The sequence below is a fragment of the Paenibacillus sp. B-A-8 genome (assembly GCF_048572915.1).
In the GTDB taxonomy this organism is placed as follows: Bacteria; Bacillota; Bacilli; order Paenibacillales; family Paenibacillaceae; genus Paenibacillus_AQ.
In genome coordinates, this window is sequence record NZ_CP183882.1 from 3,932,201 (window position 1) to 3,949,847 (window position 17,647).

Sequence of the window (17,647 nt, forward strand, 5' to 3'; positions counted from 1 at the left end):
ATTTGTTCTGTAAAATGAAAAATAATACATAAAGGTCAAGGGGGCATTTGATGCGTACATACACAGTATCTAAGAAGCAAGCTCGACTTTTTCTCCTGGCTCACCAAAAGTTAACTAAAGGTGCACTTCCTGCCGGTAAACTTAGCATTTATGATTATGTCCGTCACGTAGGTTGTATTCAATATGATCCACTTAACATCGCAGGCCATAACCATGAGCTTGTTCTCCAAGCACGAGTTCCCGGGTTCATACCCGAACAAGCCCAGGAGCTTCTGTATCAGGACAGACTATTATTAGATGGCTGGGACAAGAACATGTCCATTTATTGTACAGAGGACTGGCCTTTTTTTAAACGCAGAAGAGATGCATCAGCCTCGTACCATCAGGCAAATGAACCTGTAATGGTTACAGTAGCGCAGGTTCGTGAAGAGTTATTGAAGCGCGGGCCTCTCTCCTCTCTGGATCTAGATGGTAAGGACAAGGTAGATTGGGCTTGGGCTCCAGCTAGGTTAACTCGGGCCGCGTTGGAAAGTATGTACTTTTGGGGTGAAGTAGTCGTTCATCATCGTGTTCATACCCGCCGTTATTACGATTTCTCAGAACGCTTGCTTCCTCATCATCTTTTAAACACTGAAGATCCTAACCCCACTGATGAACAATTTCATGATTGGTATGTGCTGCGTAGAATAGGCAGCATCGGACTGTTATGGAATAAATCCGGAGACGGCTGGCTAGGGATTTCCGGTCTGAAGAGCAAAGAACGTACTGCCGCGATTCAAAGGCTGTTAATAGCGGATAGTCTCAGGGAAGTTCTAGTGGAAGGTATTAAGCTTCCACTCTACATCCGTAGCATAGACGCGCCATCTTTAGAAGCTGTATTACTACAGGAATCTGAAGAAGATGCGCGTCAATCAAATTATTCGTTTGCGGCGGTATTAGCACCACTGGATAACTTGTTATGGGATCGAGAATTAATCCGCCAATTATTCGGATTTCATTACCGCTGGGAAGTCTATAAACCCGCCTTGGAACGGGAGTATGGTTATTATGTACTGCCTTTATTGTATAATGATCGTTTAATTGGGAGATTTGAACCGGTGATGGATAAGAAGAGCCAAACATTGAACATTGTGAATTGGTGGTGGGAACCGGGTGAGCACCTAACGCCAGAGATGCTTCCGGCATTAGGCGAAGCTTTATCTGCACTCTCACGCTGCGTTAGAGCTTCTAAGATTCAATTTAGACCGGAGGTTGTAGAGGGCTGCGGATTAGAAGGGTTATTAGAACAACTTCTCCTCTTCTAACCCCAGCTTCGTGAACATTTCTGTGCAATAACCTTGTAATTTGATTTCAAGCCTTCTAGCTTTATTTTTGAATCGTTTTAACTCCTCGATCATTTTTGCCCTTCCAGCGGGGGTAAACGTTTCTTGTATCCGTTCCTTGAAATAATCGTGAACAATATGGTTTCGCTGTTTCCACACTTCTTCTAGCTGAGCGGTTTCTTGCTCTGAGAAAGGAAAGTGATGCTGGATTTCTTTGATGAGTTGACCGAGTGAATTGCTGAGTTTTCGCTGATACAGATCCGTCAGGTCTGCTTCTGTGGGCGCTTTGCCTTGAGATAATTTGGTGAGCAATAACAAATTGGTCAACTGTTGTTCTAGGGCTTGACCATAATAAACTGCCAGTCCAAAATATGCAAATAACTCCTTTGATTGTTCACTCTCTGGTACTTGTGTATGCTTCATCTTTCCCCTCCACTTCTGTACGGTCTGCCAGAGCTATAATAAACTGATATTATCCAGGTGATTTGGAGAAGTTTATGTTCGCTTCACATCTACTGTTAATTCTCCAGTTCACTACATATTTCCTCTTCAAGAAACAAAAATAAATCTAACCTTGTGCTAAAAAGAAAAACAGACCATGCTGTACATCCACAGCAATGGTCTGGTCATTTGCTTATATATAGTTAGTTTGAGTATACAATCTTACGCGTATACTTCAACCGCATCGCTAATCAAACGGCACGCCTCAGCACATCTACGGCAGGCATCGATACATTCCTGACAATGTGTATGTATATGCTTGCTGCTTTCATCTGCACAGGCTTCACAAATTTCGGCACACAGACGAAGAATTCCGGCTACAAACGGACTTTGGCGAGTCATCGCTTGTACGGCATAAGAACAAATATCCGCACATTCACGATCTAACCGCATGCTTTCACGTAGAGAAGCAAGATCATATTCTTTTAGGCTTGAGACATAGCTATAATTACAGGCATTCATACTTTCCAAACAAGCGTCAATGCACTCCTGATATTGAATTCGGGTCATAGCCTTAAACCTCCTGTATTTTTATAGGGTATGCGATACTATTAACCTACAAGATTAGGAATGAACCATTACAACTTCTGACAAGGAGATCTGATTATAGGCTTCTCTTAACTGTACTAGGACGAACGTAGTTACGTCCTTCCATCTCCAGAAGCCTAGTGCGCAGCTCGCTAGATGAGAAATGTTCACCGATAAATACCGCTACGTCAGGCACTTCGCCTTGTGGTGTAATTTTCATAAAATCAGCTTCACGATAGGCATATTGGAAAAGAAACCGGCTGGAAGTGTCATTAAAGGTCACAATACCTTTAGCTCGATAAACATCACGCGGCAGTTCCTTAACAAACTGTTCGAATTCCTCACTGTTTACTGGACGTTTAAAATAATGTGTGTACGCCATAACATGATCGTGAGTAGCATGTGTGCCACTAGTAGTGTGTTCATCTTCATGATGTGATGAGCTTACACTCGCGTCCTCAGTCTCTTCCAATTGTGCATCTGTAAGAACTCCACCTGCATCACGCAGCAGTTCCTCCGTATCCACCTCACAACGTACAGTTGGCAGAATGGGTGCATAAGCGTTCCATTTCCGCAGTACAGCGTTAACCTCCTCCGCCTCTTCTGCGGTTACACGGTCAATTTTATTTAATAACAAGACAGAAGCGCAGCGAATCTGCTCCTGCATCAAACGATACGTTTGCCCCTGCTGCGCGCGATACAGTTCCAGAAGATGCGCGGCGTCAACGACGGTGATCAAGCTTTTCAGCTCTACTTTTTGATATAACGAAATCTCGGTTACGCCATCCACAATTTCCAGCGGATTCGCGGCGCCTGTTGCCTCAATCACTACGACATCTGGAGACTCCTTCTTGATCAGAGTAGCCAGCTCTGTACTGAGATCACTTCGGAAAGAACAGCATATGCATCCACCAAGCAGTTCTGCCATAGGGACAGTTTGCTCAACTAGCAATCCATCCAAATTCACTTCACCCAGTTCATTCATCACTACTGCAGGACGTGAACCTTGATTTTTCCAATGATCTAGTAGACGCTGCAGCAGTGTTGTTTTGCCGCTTCCCAGAAATCCTGACAATATATACACAGGTACGACCTGTTCCATGTTTCATCGCTCCCCAGCAAATTACAGTTATGTGTAGCGAGTGTACTACATGCGCGCGAAGCACGCAAGCGGTACCGAAAATTCCAGGTGCTTTTTGTAAGTCTAAGTCAGCTTGTCTTTATTTCAGCCATACCCTATCATGAAAACATCTCTAATTTAGGAGTTGAGCCATTTGTCATCTGTTGAAGAACATCGGAAAGAAGCGCCACAAACCGTTTCCTGCTATATCATTACTGTCTCGGACACCAGGACTACCGAAACAGATACCGGAGGAGCTTTGATTAAATCTTTGCTCGTAGAAGCCGGGTATGAAGTGATAGGCAGCACCATTACAAAAGACAATTATCAGGATATTCGTGAGCTATTGTATAAATGTGTCGACCATGCCGGAATAGAAACGGTACTCCTGACTGGTGGAACAGGGATTTCTCCACGGGATACGACCTATGAAGCTGTTGCCTCTTTGCTAGATAAAACATTACCTGGCTTCGGTGAGATTTTCCGGATGCTAAGCTTCACAGAGGACATCGGTTCAGCTGCCATTCTTAGTCGAGCCATTGCCGGCACCATGGGAAAGACCGCAATCTTCTCGATGCCTGGCTCTACTGGAGCCGTAAAGCTGGCTATGGAACGGTTAATTATCCCCGAACTTCGCCATGTCATGCGTGAAATTTACAAGCGTTAAGCTAATACCCATTTTTAAATACAATAGACAAACAACCAAGCAGGCTTTTGTTCTGTGCGTATAATACGGTAAGTCCACACACAAAAGGAGCTGAAGGAAATGTCTGATTGTCCAAAATGCCCGGCCCAAACCGTTACTGACCCACCTAAGGTCATTTATCAAGATCACTTCCACCCACAAGTAGTAAATGTGATTCATCCTGTTGAAATCGTTAGACGTCACCATTGTGTACCCGTACCACGTCATTGCTACACCTATTCCGTTAAAGATGTATTTGTTGACAACTCCATGATGCCAAGAGGCGGAAGATAACTCTACTTCACAACACTATTAAAAGTCCCCAATAAGTGAGAGACAGCCCCGTGCTAAATGCAATGGGTCTTCTCTCGCTTTTTTTTGCAGAAAATATTTGACAATATCGACCATTGCCCCTATAATTTTGAACACTTTACGCGAAAGTGGTTTTTGATTAACCAAACGGTTAATCGGAAAGGAACGAGATGAGCTCACTCCCAACATTAAATCGAAAAATTAAAACGATTGTCAGCCCTTTTCACGAATTATTATGCAGTCTGCATGTCTTGTATCAACCGGAGCACCATCCGAAACGATTGCAGTGGGCGCTATCTCTCAAGAAAACAATGCCTATCGCACTCCAACAGGACATCCTGTCCTTAGGAGAGTTGTCTGACGGCTGGATAGCACTCTTAGATCTTCCAGATCAAACAGGTGCCCCCATTTCTTGCAAGCAAGGGATCACTATGCTGTGTAAACTTCCAGATGCGGAATTTGTGTATCTAATGATGAACCAAAAAGTCACATTAAGTACGATTGTGGAAGCCCTGTGTGGTTCGGATAGCAGTAATTCCGGAGCTTTAATCAATGCACCTATGCAGATTTTGATCGAGAATTTAGGCAGTGTACGAAATCTACTGATCGAAACATTAATTACTTATGAACAAGATTATTTTCGTCAGGAATGGGACTATATCCAGCCTTGGATGAATACCACTGCCGCTCATTTTCAAGATTCAGCCAGTCGCACTCCGGAAAAAGCATTACGTACGCTGCACCCTCGCCTCTCAGCTGAGAATGGGACACTAACCGCACAAAAAGCACATACTTATTATTTTCCATATGAAACTTTGCAGCAGGTGTTTGTGTTTCCTTCTTCATTTATATTCCCACACCTGCTTATTGGCTGGAACGAGGATACTTTATTCTTACCTCTAACCGTCGATATTCCAGGTCAAGCTTATAATGACGGTCCACCAAGCGACCTGCTGCGTCAACTCAAAGCCTTAAGTGATGATACACGAATGCGTATTTTGAAGATTCTGTGGAAAGGTCCTCATTGTACGAAACAGCTTGCGCCAGTATTGGGGATCTCTGAGGCTGCAGTATCCAAACAATTAAAGCAGCTTACTGAAGCTGGATTCACCAAGTCTGAGCGTAAGGGAAACTATTTATTCTATTCAGTCCATAAAGAATCCTTTGATAGTCTAATCGTTCTGCAAAGGCAATATCTGGAACAATGATATATTTGAAAGGAGTAGATTCGTTTGTGGCATACCGCTATCGCAACCCTAAAAAGGAACCAAAAGGCCAATCTTAGAGCCTTTCCCTGGACCTTTACATTCGGACACATCATTGAAGGGGCCTATCTCGTACTAATCTCATATTTTTCATATGTCTACTTAATTAAAGGAGATGTCGATTCAAAATTCGCAATCTACGCTGGCAGTAATGACTATTTAACCTTCGTAATCATTGGTGGTTTACTCAGCATCTTTTCCGTCAGCATGATGATGAATGTATCAAGAGCGCTCATTACCGAATGGCGGGAAGGTACACTAGAGGCACTCCTACTCTCCCCTTCTAGTCGGAGCGGTTATTTTCTAGGGAATGCAGTTCAGCAGTTATATCGGAGTGGGTTCGAGTTGCTGGTGGTCCTCTCATTCGGTCTTCTAGCCGGATTACATTTACCTTCTGTACATGTGTTTTCTATCCTCTTGGGAAGTTTACTATATTTACTATCTTGTTTTGCCATGGCTCTAGTACTAGGAAGCATAATGCTCTATACACGGGACACATTCATTGTGCAAAATACGTTATTTACGATTACCGCTCTGTTATGCGGATTTCAATTTCCAAGGCAGTATTTACCTGAGATATTACAGACTGTAGGTGAAATATTCCCGCTGACCCATGCGCTTCAACTCCTCCGGGGGACGTTGCTTACTGGAGAATTGATCCGACTTCATGATTTTTACCCGATTTTATTGTTAAGCATTCTGTACATAACCATTGGACTATGGACGAATCATCGCGTTGAACGGGGCTTATTCGAACGATTCTAGTATGAGAAGGAGTGAAACCAAAGTGATTACTATGAATGAGGTCACTAAAATTTATGAAACGAAGCATAGACAAGGCTGGTTCCGTTCCGAGAAGAGATCCGTCTCCGCAGTAAAATCTCTGTCTCTGAATATTGTCCCTGGAGAAATTGTGGGTCTTCTTGGCCTAAATGGTGCTGGAAAAACCACTACGATCCGCATGCTCTCTACTCTACTTGAACCGACTTCAGGTAATATAGAAGTAGATGGAATGGCCATGACGAAGAATAGACAAGTGATTCAACAAAAAGTAAATATGATTGCTGGTGGGGAACGAATGTTATATTGGCGGCTCACCGGTAGAGAAAATTTACAGTACTTCGGAAAACTATATGGGATGAGCACCTCTCACATCGAACGAGAATCGAATCGTTTACTAGAAGAAGTTGGACTAACTGAAGCGGCTGACCAGCCTGTTGAACAATATTCTAAAGGGATGAAACAACGTCTGCAAATCGCCAGAGGACTTATTAACGATCCACAATATTTATTCCTTGATGAGCCTACACTCGGTCTAGATGCACCAATCGCTAGGCAGCTTCGCAGTACTGTGAGGAAACTTGCATCTGACAGTGGTAAAGGCATCCTACTCACCAGCCATTATTTGCAGGAGGTCGAAGAGCTGTGTGACCGTGTCTATGTACTAAATCGTGGAGAACTGCTGCTCTGTGACAAGCCGGAACATATTGTCCGTCAAGTCGCTGGTTCACAAACTGCACATTTGGATGTAACGGGTTGGAGTGAATCACTACGTCCCAAGCTTTTGAAGCATCTAAGAACGCTTATACACCCTGCAGAGCTTATCAAAGCTGAAGCTGAAGGAGTAATAGCTCTACGTACAGATGAGCCACATCGAATCTCAGTAATGACTCCCTCCGCAGATCGCATGATTACTGAACTACTACCTTGGACTACTGAGCACGGCTTAAGCATTACTGGATTCGCTACTGAGAAGCCTACATTGGAAGATGCTATCATCCTTCTTTCGGAAGGAAGGGTCTCATGAACTTAAGCAGTTTATGGCTAACTCTTAGCGCCGAGGTCACGAAGCAGCATCGAAACCGAGTTAAGGGGCATGCAGTATTTTTTTCACTCCTTCTCTGGCCGGCGCTTACCTTTCTGACCTCCTACTTTACGATGCAGCCCTTTAGAAACGGAGCAGGCTCCACGCTCTCCAGGGTAATTCCAGACGGGCGAATTCCGTTATTTCTGCTTAGTGGTTATCTCGTCTTCCAATTATATTGGACGGTTGTTCAGGCAGCCTGGCTATTCGAACAGGAACGCAAAGGCGGCACATTGGAGATGATATTCTTAACACCTGCTTCCAAAATGGCATTTCTGTACGGGCGTTCCTTATACTCTCTTTTTCACGGTATATGGATGTTTGCAGCCTTCTCCTGCCTAACCTTCCTTTTTATAACGGATGTATCATCTATTCATTGGGGGGTCTTACTTCCTATATTAGCATTGATTATGATTTCTGCGGTCATTTGGGGAGCTTTGCTCTGTGCGATATCGCTATTTTCACGAGATTCGGGTCTGTTATATTACATCTTTCAAGCGCCTATGGAGTTGTTCGGCGGGGTTCGGATTCCTCCAGCGGTATTTCCAATATGGGCGACCGGTTTATCACTTCTCTTTCCGGTTACCTATAGCCTAGTTCTCGTGCGGGGAGCTTTGTACGATAATATAGGGTTCACCTGGTGGTTGGCTCTAGGAGCATTAATTGTGGGTAGTGTAGGGCTTGTTATTTGTACCCGCTATCTTTTGCTTAGGGCAGAACAACATGCTAGGGTTAAAGGGAACTGGAATTTGTTCTAACCTATCAAGTGACAGGAGAGTTTGGATTATTCCAATCTCACAGCCTTTTTTGTTGTTTTCCAAGCTAATAACTAACTGCCCTGGAGTCCGATAACCACTTTGTACGCGCAAATATCCATTCATTAGACGTAATTTAGTGATAAACCTCCATTTTATATGATCAAGGGATTTGTGGGTTATTTGTTTTCAACCGATCAAACTCAAAAATCATACGTAAATAGTAAGGACTAGTCGTATTCTCTCTTTCAAAAACACCCATGTATCCAACCTCATTAAAAACAACATATTCAAGAGTAACCAATGGATCGGGACGATTAATTTGCCAATAATAATGTAATTCTAAAGGAGCTTTATACCATAACCAATCTAAATCTTTAAGAGCTACATTTCTATGCTGGAGAACCCATATACTAAAGGCTACATGAGGGTCGTCTACAGGAATTTCTGAGTTTGGATTTTTATCTTTTAGATGATTTGCTGACGTCGAGAGTACATCATTTATATCTGATTCGACGGAAAATTGTGAGACGGATTTAATCTTATTAAATTGCTCAGTATATTTATTAGCCTTCGTTAGCTCATGGATTTCATTCAAACTAATCTTAGGGCCATAAAAAATAACACAAACACTAATCAAACCAAATAGTAGTGCTTTTGAGTAAAGAAATGTTTTCTTTTTATTCATAACAATCAATCCAATGATAAAACCAACAGGAATCAGCAACCCAAATAAATTGACGTAGAACTCACAAAGTAAAAACGCCCCTATTATGATCATCCAGTCTTTTAACTTCAATGCCTTTCGCTGATCAACATAAGACAATAGTAATGAAACAAAAAAGCATATCCATAGAATCCAGCTCAATAGAATCATCCCTCCCTACTACCATTATATACAAATAACCCGGCAGACGAATCTGCCGGGTTATTTATCATTATCTCTTACAAATCAGGATGCTCATGTTTTGCTTTCAGACGATTCCAGCGACGCTCCACTTCTGCCTCAAAGCTGCGTAAAGCTGGTTCATTCTCAGGCTTCAGTAAATGACGGGTTTTACCCATTGTCTTCAACCAAGCTGAGAGCTCAACGCGTTTGCCTTTATCCTCTGGATTGTACGTAATATTCGTAGAACCGTGCTCCACTTCATATAGAGGGAAGAAGCAAGATTCAACAGCCAACGAAACGATGTTGGTGCCTTCTTTATCTTCAGACATCCAGTTCAGCGGGCATGCGATCAATATTTTTCCGTACACAAGTCCTTCGTTCTGAGCATACCATTGTGCTTTTGCCGCTTTCTTCACAAGATCCTGTGGGTAAGCTTCAGAACCTGTAAAGACATATGGAATGTTAGTAGCTGCCATGATTTGTGCAGTATCCTTATGCTGCGTAACTTTACCTTGCTGATTCTTACCTATGCTGGATGTAGAGGTACGGTGACCCAGTGGTGTGGAATAGGACTGCTGAGCACCTGTGTTCATGTAACCTTCGTTATCGTACTCTACGATAATCATTTTGTGACCGCGTAGTGCAGCCCCAATCGCCGGCCCCATTCCGATGTCCATACCGCCATCACCAGTTACCATTACAAAGGTAAAGTCGTCTTGAAGCCCCAGTCCGTCCAATTCACCACGGCGTTTGCGTTCCCAGAACATTTCTACGACACCGGATAAGGTAGCTGCACCGTTTTGGAACAGGTTATGAATAAAGGTAGATTTATGAGAAGAATATGGATAGCCCGTAGTCGTTACCATCGCACAACCTGTGTGATAAAGCGCTACGATATCCCCTTCAATGCCTTTGAAGAACGTCTCCAGACCTGAGAAAATCCCACAGCCCGGACATGCGCCATGACCTGGTGCCAGCCGCTTAGGTTTCTTCGTCAAGCTCCGCAGTGGGGGTATCCGCACACTTAATTTTCCTGTTGCTTCATCTTGTTTTACCGTAATTAATCCTGTCTTCAGTGAATCAAAATTCATCGGCTTCAATAGACGCTGTGGCGCTTTGTCCGGAGTACCTGGATTGTGACCATAGTAGTCAAACGGAACTTCAACACGATCTGCTGCAACGGCATCTATTGCCAATTGGAAGAACGCATGACCATCTTCTGCATAGAAGTCCTTACCGCCCAACCCGTAAATACGGCTAATAACCTTTGTAGTAGTGTTACCGTAGGTGAACAAGGCTGCCTTAATCTCATTTACCATATTACCGCCGTGACCGCCAACCGAATCCGCGCGATCTCCTACAGTGATTGCCTTAACATGCTTCAGCGCTTCAGCCATTTGCTTCTGCGGGAAAGGTCGAATCATATTCGGTGAAATCGCACCTGCTTTGATCCCTTGCAAACGAAGCTGATCTACCACATCTTTAATGATCTCTGACGCTGAGTTCATCAAGAATACCGCTACTTCTGCATCTTCCATCCGATACTCTTCGATCATTGGATAGTGGCGTCCGGTCAATTCAGCGAATTCTTTAGCAATTTCTTCGAAGACTTCACCCGCATTGTACATCGCTACCGACTGCTGATAACGGTTGTTGATATAATCAGGTTCGTTCATGTAAGGACCTACGGTAACCGGATTATTGCGGTCCAGTGTATCCGTAAAGCCTGCCGGAGGTTGTGGTCCGACAAATTTGTGAACATCCTCACGGTGAGTAAATGCTTGTACGCGGCGTTTCTGGTGAGAAGTAAAATATCCGTCTGATGCTACCATTACTGGAAGTCTCACTTTGGCGTGCTCAGCTAGCTTTAATGCCATCAGGTTCATATCATAAACGGATTGTGGATCACGGCACATTAGAATCGGCCAGCCCGTATTTAGCGCAAAATACAAATCAGAATGGTCACCGTGAATATTAAGCGGACCGGAAATCGAGCGGCAGATCAAATTCATAACCATAGGCATCCGAGTACCAGCTTGTACCGGCAATTGCTCTAGCATGAACATATAGCCTTGGGCGCTGGTTGCATTAAATACACGTCCACCAGCCGTCGAAGCTCCATAACAGATTCCTGCAGAGCTATGTTCACCATCTGATGGAATGAGCATAATATCATGCTGACCGTTCGCTTTCATCGTATCTAGAAATTGAGCCACTTCTGTCGATGGGGAGATCGGAAAATAACCCATGACATGATAATTTATTTGATGGGCAGCATAAGCCGCCATTTCATTGCCGGATTCATATAGGAATTTCTGCTCTACTTTCTTTGAGCCTACTTCTTTTTCATAATCTATAGCCACGTGTGTTCCACCTTTCCATCGTTAATTAGGCCTCGGTAACGAGATCAAAAATATGCCGGACAGTATGACTTTCTGCATAGCCATCTTCCTCGCGTTCGCCAGACAAAGCCGTTGTAGGACAAGCTTCTACGCATTTTAAACAGCCTTTACAGTATTGATAATCAATGCCTTGCAGGAACATTTGCGGACGCCCCTTCTTATCAGGCTGCTCCTCCCAAACAAAACATAAATCAGGGCATACCGTATCGCACTGTGCACAATGAATACAATCATCTAATTTAAAATGAGGTAATAAACCGGATCTTGAAATGCTGAGATTCTTTAAAAAGCTGCTGCCAGGATTCGTAATGGTACCGCCAATAGGCTGTGTCTCATAACCTAAGGCCGAAATATCGGACCGGACGAACTCAGGCATAACCGCACCTTCAGGCAAAGGGAAATGCATGAAAGTAACTTCATTAAATCCACGTTCGAAAGTAGTTAGTGCAGATTGAACAGCCTGCGGATATTTTTTTCCAAGAGATTTCTCGATAACACCCTTCATAATTTCAGGATCCAAGAAATCACACATCCGGAACAATGCGCCTAACATTGCCATGTTTACACGGTTCTTCTCATCTAATGCGATCGTTGTGGCATCAACAACAGCTATGGTTCCTGCCATCATATTTAAAGAAGCCTTCAAATCCTCCGGTGACTTGGCTGAGTTCACTAGCACTGTGCTATGATCATAAATTCCGCTAGTTACGTTGACGGTCTTTGCCAACGCTTCGTGGAATATACCTACGACATGAGGTCGTTCTACCGGTGAAGTGTCACGAATATGCGTATTCAAATCACAAAAACGGATATGCGCTTTTACCGCTGATCCCTTTTTCTCAGAACCATAGGATGAAAAGCTCACTCCATTCATTCCAGCACCGACAACGCCTGCTTCTGCAAGCATTTTACCAGCTAAGTTCGCGCCTAGCCCTCCAATTGATTCCAGACGAATCTCAAAAAAACCGAGTTCGTTCACTTTTGGTAACTGTACCACCGACATAGCCCCTTTCAGAATGTCATCAGTATAATATCCTTTTGACTTTTTCAACGATTGTATCTTGATTTTGCAAGTTGCGAAGTGACAAATCTTGCATTTTCCATGTGTTACCTAAGCATATTTAGCTACTTATATTTAGCAATAAAATTAAAAATTAAGATGTTAAATTCATCACATTCCACATTTGAAACTATCAATAACCTCTTCCCGTTTATGGTAAAGGAAGTTTTCCTGAGTATCAAAAGAGCCGTTCAGAATTACAGGAAATATTCTAATGAAAAGATTCTCTCCCTTAAAACGGTGGATGGGATATAGTTTCCGGGTTAGGGTAAGTACATTCTTAAATAAGAAAAAGCCTCAGGATTACCCTGAGGCTTTACTATGTAAAAGCTCCTATAACATCAACTATTTCAACCCATTCCCAACCATCATCACTTGTTCTCAATTTAATCTGCTGTAATTTTTGATCTACTCGCATTACAATACCACGTATTTCTTTATCTTTAACTTGGTCAAATAGTGTGAGTGTTATCGGACTATGATCCTCCATTGATTGAGCTAGTACCTGAGATATCTCAGCTAACACTTGAGGATCTAGATTAAGTTCGCTACGAATCTCATTCCGCGAATCAGAAAGAATACACTGTTTATGCTCTGGTATAATCATTCGGCTCCCCTCCCTTAGTCCATTATCTTCGAGTTTTCCAGCCATGAAACTCCCCTATTTCATCGTCCAGTAATCAGTGCTACTGCCGTCCATGCCTCACTGTATCTAATATGTCACTGTCTGGACCCTTTTGAATCACGGGTTCAGCCTTTCCCTACCTTCAACTATAATCGCTGTCTCAGGAGTCTTCCGTGCCGTGTTACTGAGCATATTCAGCCTCCAGAATAAGAACATTCGTTTTCATCATAACCAAACATACGTTCTTAAATCAATGTAAAAAAAATCCGTCAGCAGTTTGGGCTGACGGATTAAACACCTCAGACTTCCGCTAACATCTTATAGCAGGATTGTCTTAGAAATAATTACAAGGAGGATAAACAATACTAAGATTGCACCAGTAGATGTAAAGGCACCTCCGATACCGCCTCCATATCCAACACCAGCAACATTTTCGCTCATTATAATTCCTCCTCTGCATTTGAGTACATCTTAGGATATGCAATCCCCCCTATAGCGCTTGGGTAAATGGGTAACAAGATGTCTATCCACCAGAGGATCTAAACAGCCCTTTCATACACCTCATCCTTCTAAGGTTGACAGGACGCTTCTATCTCAGTCACTCAGACGATCCTGGACTAGCTCTCTTAATGCTCACAAGATTTTTATCACCTTCTTAATGAGTCTGCGGTTGATTTTTTAACAGCTCTTCCTCTGGTTCAACATGTATCAACACCTGAGCATGTTTGAAAGCTATTTTAATGGCATGTTCAATTTCATCGCATATTTTATGAGCCGTACTGATATCCATCGAGGAAGGGATGACAAGGTGGAAATCCACATATTCTTCCGGACCAGATCGACGGGTACGAAAATCATGAATTTCAATAAATCTTTCTTTAAATACTTCAATGATACGTAAGATCTCGATTTCCTCTTCATCAGTTAGTCGTGCGTCCAGCAAAGGCGGAAAGGATTCCTTGAGGAGCTTGTAGGCTTCACTCATAATATAACAAGCTAAAATAATTCCGATAATTGGGTCCAATATTGTCCATCCAGTAATGGTGACCAATAATAAACTAGCCGCTACGCCCAAAGATGTGAAAACATCAGTCAGAAGATGCAGGGCATTAGATTTCATTGCAACAGAATGGAGTTCATCTGCCTTCTTCTTAACCTTTCGGGAAACGACATAATTGAGTCCTGCCCCGACCACCATCACAATGATTCCCAAATAGGGAAGCTCGATGTCGGTTGGATTCAATATTTTATGGATGCACTCATAAATAATCCATATTCCTGCTACAAAAATAAGTAAGGTTTCAATCGTCCCTGAAATATTCTCCACCTTGCCGTGCCCATAAGGGTGTGTTTTATCCGCAGAACGGCTCGATATTCGGACCGAAAAGAATGCTATTAACGAGGCTACTAAATCTAAGGTAGAATGGATCGCTTCCGAAATAACTGCCACAGAACCTGTAACAATGCCTACAATGAGTTTTAGAAGAACGACAAATGTGTTGCTAAGTACAGATAGGAAAGCAACTTTCGAACCATTCAAGAGCTTCACAACCTTTTTTCTGATATAAATAATAACTTAGCAGACGGATATCGTGTGGGTCTACAGCAACCTTATTGCAAATCTACAAGATAGTATATCCTGCTTTAAAGTCTTTCCATAGTGCAAGAAAAAAACACTACCATCTACGAAATCTAAATTACGGAGTTCAATGTATAAACAAGAAGAAACCCGTCAGGCAAAAGCCCAGCGGGTTATTTTATGTATGCTTTATTTCAAACTAATTCCTGACGAATCAGGTATGGTCACAGTTTTCATAAGTATAATTTACGGTCTCAAATAATTCATGGTAGTAATCAAAATATGGGTGATTCCAAAAATAGCACAAGGAACGAGGAGAACATAGTTTTTCATCCAAAGTCCGACGAAAAAGAAATACAAAGGCGGCATGCATGCAATTCCTAATATCAGTAACCATGGAGCAACCACCCCATTATAATAGAAAACCTAAGAAATATAATAAGCTGCCAAAAACATTATCGCCAGTCCGATGTAAAGGTTGCTGTTACTTCCTTCGCCTTTGTTTATCAGAACAATCATAAGAATAACCGTCAAGACTCCAAACATTCCTTCTATAATATTCAATATTTTATAGACGGAACTGTTTTCAGTAAGCACATTATTTGCTGGAGGCATTAACATCCAGATTATATTAGGAAGCAGCTGTAATGCGTACAATAAAAAGCCTTTCAACGAAAATTGAAATCCATAATTCATCATAATACCCTCCCAAATTATTAATTGGTTAAGTATATTTCAAGGTGAACAAGCACACCTCCGACACTAGTCTGGTTACTCATTGTATGTTCTCTATCATTCTCCAATACTTTGAATAACTACTCATGACTTCTCATTTTCTCTTCTTTCGATATTTCTGAATCAAATAAAGCAAAACAAATCCTAGTAGCAACAAGCCCAGTATTGTGATCCATAGAATTGCTGGATTCCCCACAGAAAAGTATGTATTTCTGTACTGATAGTTTTCATTAGTCATGTGAATAGATTAATTCATTTGGAACATTATGTATATGTATTCTATAGCACACACGTTTCTCTATTAGCAGAAATCGGAGTTGACATAGAAATGATTCATAAACGTTTTGGACATAGCAATGCATTAGTAAAAAGGCTTATTTACACGTGACCATGAAAGGAAGAAAAGAAGCTTCAGAAAAAATCGATTTATTCATGAATGGATTAAATATGGGGTAAAGAGTGTAAAACTTAAAATTTCTTCTTATTTTATAACGAATATTTATCATATTCTACATGTTAAATATCACACTCGAGTGAAAAGTCACCCTTATGCAAAAAAATATGTGTTATTTTTACTTTTCAACTAGTCCGTTTCAGGATAAACTGATGCTTGGTGTAATTTTTCGAAGACAGCTTAGGAGGCATTAATTGTGAAGTCAAACGAAGCATCATTACAGAAGAAATTGCTTCCTCGGCATATCAGCTTTATGGCGATGGGCGGAGTAATCGGTACGGGGATTTTTAAAGGAAGTTCTGAGACCATAAGTATTGCTGGACCTGCGGTTATTCTTACTTATGTTTTAGCAGGTTTGCTACTTTTAGTGGTCATGGGGGCCATAGCGGAAATGGCTACGGTTTACCCGAATAGGAACATGAAGGACTTCATTCGTGAGGCTTTTGGAGAACGACTCTCCTTTATCGTGGGCTGGTTATATTGCTTCATGTGGTTGACCGTCTGTGTGATTGAAGTGCTGGCAGCAGGCAGCTTCTTGCAATACTGGTTACCAGATGTTCCATTATGGCTGCTTAGTCTTGCAAGTGGAGCTTTGATTATCGGCATCAACATGATGAGTGTAGGTGGTTATGGAGAGACGGAGTTTTGGTTAGCCGGAATCAAAATCGCTATGATCATCATCTTCATTATCTTAGGAAGCTCATTAATTTTCGGACTGTTACCAATGTCTGAGGCTACTCCTTACTTACACAACTTTACGGATTATGGTGGATTTCTCCCAAGAGGCTGGGCCCCCATCTTCTCTGCCCTTCTTGTCGTTATGTTCTCATACGGCGGGTCTGAGTTAATCGGACTTACCCTGACGGAGACACAGGATGCAGAAAAGGTCTTACCTAAGGTTGTTAAAAGCTTCATTCTACGCGTTATTCTGTTCTATACATTACCGATTTTAGTCATCTGTGGCTTAATACCCTGGAATCAACTGAATGAGCATACAAGCCCGTTTGTTCAAGTGTTAGCCGCTACAGGACTTAAGGGTGCCGATCACGTCATGAACTTCATTCTGATTACAGCAGTGCTCTCTGCTGCCAATTCTGGTATCTATGGCGCCACCCGGATGCTACACTCTATGGCATCACAGGGCGAAGCACCACGCAGCTTAGCTAAAACCTCTGCAAAAGGTGTACCGATCAACAGTCTGAAGCTCTGTGCTGTTGTTCTTGTTATTGGATCCATGCTAGCGTACTTCGCGCAAGATGGCCTGTTCCGTTTACTAATGGCTGTTCCAGGCTTTGTGGTTATTCTCGTATGGATCAGCATTTGTATGTCACAACTTAAACTGAGAAAGTCCTATCCGAAAGAACCCACCTTTAAGGTATGGGGATTCCCTTATATAACCGTTCTAACACTTGCTTGTTTAGCGGTAATCGCGGTTTCCTTCCTCTTCGATGCTCAGAACCGTATCAGTATAGGTACGTGTCTGGCAGTCGTGTTGATGCTTACGATTTGGTCGTTCTTAAAATTCAAGAAAAAGAACTAAAATTTTTAACT

18 protein-coding genes are annotated in these 17,647 nt (G+C 42.3%); 8 read left to right on the forward strand and 10 right to left on the reverse strand.

What is annotated here, in order from left to right:
- Positions 1 to 50: 50 nt before the first annotated feature.
- Entirely contained in the window at positions 51 to 1,304 is a 1,254-nt protein-coding gene (locus tag ACN6MV_RS17605; RefSeq protein ID WP_419884507.1) for a winged helix-turn-helix domain-containing protein, read from the forward strand.
- On the opposite strand, the gene ACN6MV_RS17610 is transcribed toward ACN6MV_RS17605, so the two are convergent.
- The 3 genes from ACN6MV_RS17610 to ACN6MV_RS17620 all read right to left on the reverse strand — a co-directional run bounded on the left by ACN6MV_RS17610 (position 1,281) and on the right by ACN6MV_RS17620 (position 3,453).
- Complete coding sequence (locus ACN6MV_RS17610; protein ID WP_042128422.1) at positions 1,281 to 1,745, reverse strand: hypothetical protein; 465 nt, start codon at positions 1,743 to 1,745, stop codon at positions 1,281 to 1,283. The two genes, ACN6MV_RS17605 and ACN6MV_RS17610, sit on opposite strands and share 24 nt — an antisense overlap.
- Positions 1,746 to 1,985: 240 nt before the next feature.
- Positions 1,986 to 2,333: a four-helix bundle copper-binding protein gene (locus ACN6MV_RS17615; protein ID WP_042128424.1), complete on the reverse strand. Its 348-nt coding sequence runs from the start codon at positions 2,331 to 2,333 to the stop codon at positions 1,986 to 1,988.
- 94 nt (positions 2,334 to 2,427) lie between these two features.
- Positions 2,428 to 3,453 carry a CobW family GTP-binding protein gene (locus ACN6MV_RS17620; protein ID WP_419884508.1) on the reverse strand — a complete coding sequence of 342 codons (1,026 nt, stop codon included), beginning with the start codon at positions 3,451 to 3,453 and terminating at the stop codon, positions 2,428 to 2,430.
- Between the two features lie 172 nt (positions 3,454 to 3,625).
- Between ACN6MV_RS17620 and ACN6MV_RS17625 the strand changes: the two genes are divergently transcribed.
- The 6 genes from ACN6MV_RS17625 (at position 3,626) to ACN6MV_RS17650 (ending at position 8,355) form a co-directional block, all read left to right on the forward strand.
- Positions 3,626 to 4,138 (forward strand): MogA/MoaB family molybdenum cofactor biosynthesis protein, encoded by a 513-nt coding sequence (locus tag ACN6MV_RS17625; protein WP_081389814.1) that lies wholly within the window; start codon positions 3,626 to 3,628, stop codon positions 4,136 to 4,138.
- Between the two features lie 99 nt (positions 4,139 to 4,237).
- Positions 4,238 to 4,450, forward strand: coding sequence for a hypothetical protein (locus ACN6MV_RS17630; protein WP_076118784.1), 213 nt, complete (start codon positions 4,238 to 4,240; stop codon positions 4,448 to 4,450).
- 188 nt (positions 4,451 to 4,638) lie between these two features.
- A complete protein-coding gene (locus ACN6MV_RS17635) occupies positions 4,639 to 5,676 on the forward strand; it encodes an ArsR/SmtB family transcription factor (RefSeq protein WP_076118786.1) in 1,038 nt (345 codons plus the stop codon).
- 24 nt (positions 5,677 to 5,700) lie between these two features.
- The gene (locus ACN6MV_RS17640; protein WP_419884509.1) at positions 5,701 to 6,498 is read left to right on the forward strand and encodes an ABC transporter permease; all 798 of its coding nucleotides are present in this window, start codon (positions 5,701 to 5,703) and stop codon (positions 6,496 to 6,498) included.
- Between the two features lie 31 nt (positions 6,499 to 6,529).
- Positions 6,530 to 7,540 carry an ABC transporter ATP-binding protein gene (locus tag ACN6MV_RS17645; protein ID WP_419886774.1) on the forward strand — a complete coding sequence of 337 codons (1,011 nt, stop codon included), beginning with the start codon at positions 6,530 to 6,532 and terminating at the stop codon, positions 7,538 to 7,540.
- Positions 7,537 to 8,355, forward strand: a complete 819-nt coding sequence (locus ACN6MV_RS17650) for an ABC transporter permease (RefSeq protein ID WP_339286854.1) — start codon at positions 7,537 to 7,539, stop codon at positions 8,353 to 8,355. The genes ACN6MV_RS17645 and ACN6MV_RS17650 overlap by 4 nt, the downstream gene beginning before the upstream one ends.
- A 160-nt stretch (positions 8,356 to 8,515) precedes the next feature.
- Here ACN6MV_RS17650 and ACN6MV_RS17655 read toward each other — a convergent pair whose 3' ends face one another.
- The 7 genes from ACN6MV_RS17655 to ACN6MV_RS17685 all read right to left on the reverse strand — a co-directional run bounded on the left by ACN6MV_RS17655 (position 8,516) and on the right by ACN6MV_RS17685 (position 15,606).
- On the reverse strand, positions 8,516 to 9,220 hold the full coding sequence (locus tag ACN6MV_RS17655; protein WP_419884510.1) for a hypothetical protein: 705 nt from the start codon (positions 9,218 to 9,220) through the stop codon (positions 8,516 to 8,518).
- 77 nt (positions 9,221 to 9,297) lie between these two features.
- The gene (locus ACN6MV_RS17660) at positions 9,298 to 11,604 is read right to left on the reverse strand and encodes a thiamine pyrophosphate-dependent enzyme (protein WP_419884511.1); all 2,307 of its coding nucleotides are present in this window, start codon (positions 11,602 to 11,604) and stop codon (positions 9,298 to 9,300) included.
- A 25-nt stretch (positions 11,605 to 11,629) separates the two neighbouring features.
- Positions 11,630 to 12,640: a 2-oxoacid:acceptor oxidoreductase family protein gene (locus tag ACN6MV_RS17665; RefSeq protein WP_042128438.1), complete on the reverse strand. Its 1,011-nt coding sequence runs from the start codon at positions 12,638 to 12,640 to the stop codon at positions 11,630 to 11,632.
- Positions 12,641 to 13,022: 382 nt separating this feature from the next.
- Positions 13,023 to 13,310 (reverse strand): YolD-like family protein, encoded by a 288-nt coding sequence (locus ACN6MV_RS17670; RefSeq protein WP_170880276.1) that lies wholly within the window; start codon positions 13,308 to 13,310, stop codon positions 13,023 to 13,025.
- 336 nt (positions 13,311 to 13,646) lie between these two features.
- Positions 13,647 to 13,769, reverse strand: coding sequence for a YjcZ family sporulation protein (locus ACN6MV_RS17675; RefSeq protein ID WP_212567867.1), 123 nt, complete (start codon positions 13,767 to 13,769; stop codon positions 13,647 to 13,649).
- A gap of 214 nt (positions 13,770 to 13,983) precedes the next feature.
- The gene (locus ACN6MV_RS17680) at positions 13,984 to 14,868 is read right to left on the reverse strand and encodes a cation diffusion facilitator family transporter (protein WP_042128442.1); all 885 of its coding nucleotides are present in this window, start codon (positions 14,866 to 14,868) and stop codon (positions 13,984 to 13,986) included.
- Between the two features lie 465 nt (positions 14,869 to 15,333).
- Entirely contained in the window at positions 15,334 to 15,606 is a 273-nt protein-coding gene (locus tag ACN6MV_RS17685; protein ID WP_419884512.1) for a hypothetical protein, read from the reverse strand.
- A 686-nt stretch (positions 15,607 to 16,292) separates the two neighbouring features.
- Between ACN6MV_RS17685 and ACN6MV_RS17690 the strand changes: the two genes are divergently transcribed.
- Positions 16,293 to 17,636, forward strand: a complete 1,344-nt coding sequence (locus ACN6MV_RS17690; protein WP_042128446.1) for an amino acid permease — start codon at positions 16,293 to 16,295, stop codon at positions 17,634 to 17,636.
- The last annotated feature ends 11 nt before the right edge of the window (positions 17,637 to 17,647 follow it).

Excerpts from the sequence above, each read along its gene's own strand:
- ACN6MV_RS17605 (WP_419884507.1), top strand. The coding sequence starts at position 51 with ATGCGTACATACACAGTATCTAAGAAGCAAGCTCGACTTTTTCTCCTG.
- ACN6MV_RS17610 (WP_042128422.1), bottom strand. The coding sequence starts at position 1,745 with ATGAAGCATACACAAGTACCAGAGAGTGAACAATCAAAGGAGTTATTT.
- ACN6MV_RS17615 (WP_042128424.1), bottom strand. The coding sequence starts at position 2,333 with ATGACCCGAATTCAATATCAGGAGTGCATTGACGCTTGTTTGGAAAGT.
- ACN6MV_RS17620 (WP_419884508.1), bottom strand. The coding sequence starts at position 3,453 with ATGGAACAGGTCGTACCTGTGTATATATTGTCAGGATTTCTGGGAAGC.
- ACN6MV_RS17630 (WP_076118784.1), top strand. The coding sequence starts at position 4,238 with ATGTCTGATTGTCCAAAATGCCCGGCCCAAACCGTTACTGACCCACCT.
- ACN6MV_RS17635 (WP_076118786.1), top strand. The coding sequence starts at position 4,639 with ATGAGCTCACTCCCAACATTAAATCGAAAAATTAAAACGATTGTCAGC.
- ACN6MV_RS17645 (WP_419886774.1), top strand. The coding sequence starts at position 6,530 with ATGAATGAGGTCACTAAAATTTATGAAACGAAGCATAGACAAGGCTGG.
- ACN6MV_RS17650 (WP_339286854.1), top strand. The coding sequence starts at position 7,537 with ATGAACTTAAGCAGTTTATGGCTAACTCTTAGCGCCGAGGTCACGAAG.
- ACN6MV_RS17670 (WP_170880276.1), bottom strand. The coding sequence starts at position 13,310 with ATGATTATACCAGAGCATAAACAGTGTATTCTTTCTGATTCGCGGAAT.
- ACN6MV_RS17675 (WP_212567867.1), bottom strand. The coding sequence starts at position 13,769 with ATGAGCGAAAATGTTGCTGGTGTTGGATATGGAGGCGGTATCGGAGGT.
- ACN6MV_RS17685 (WP_419884512.1), bottom strand. The coding sequence starts at position 15,606 with ATGATGAATTATGGATTTCAATTTTCGTTGAAAGGCTTTTTATTGTAC.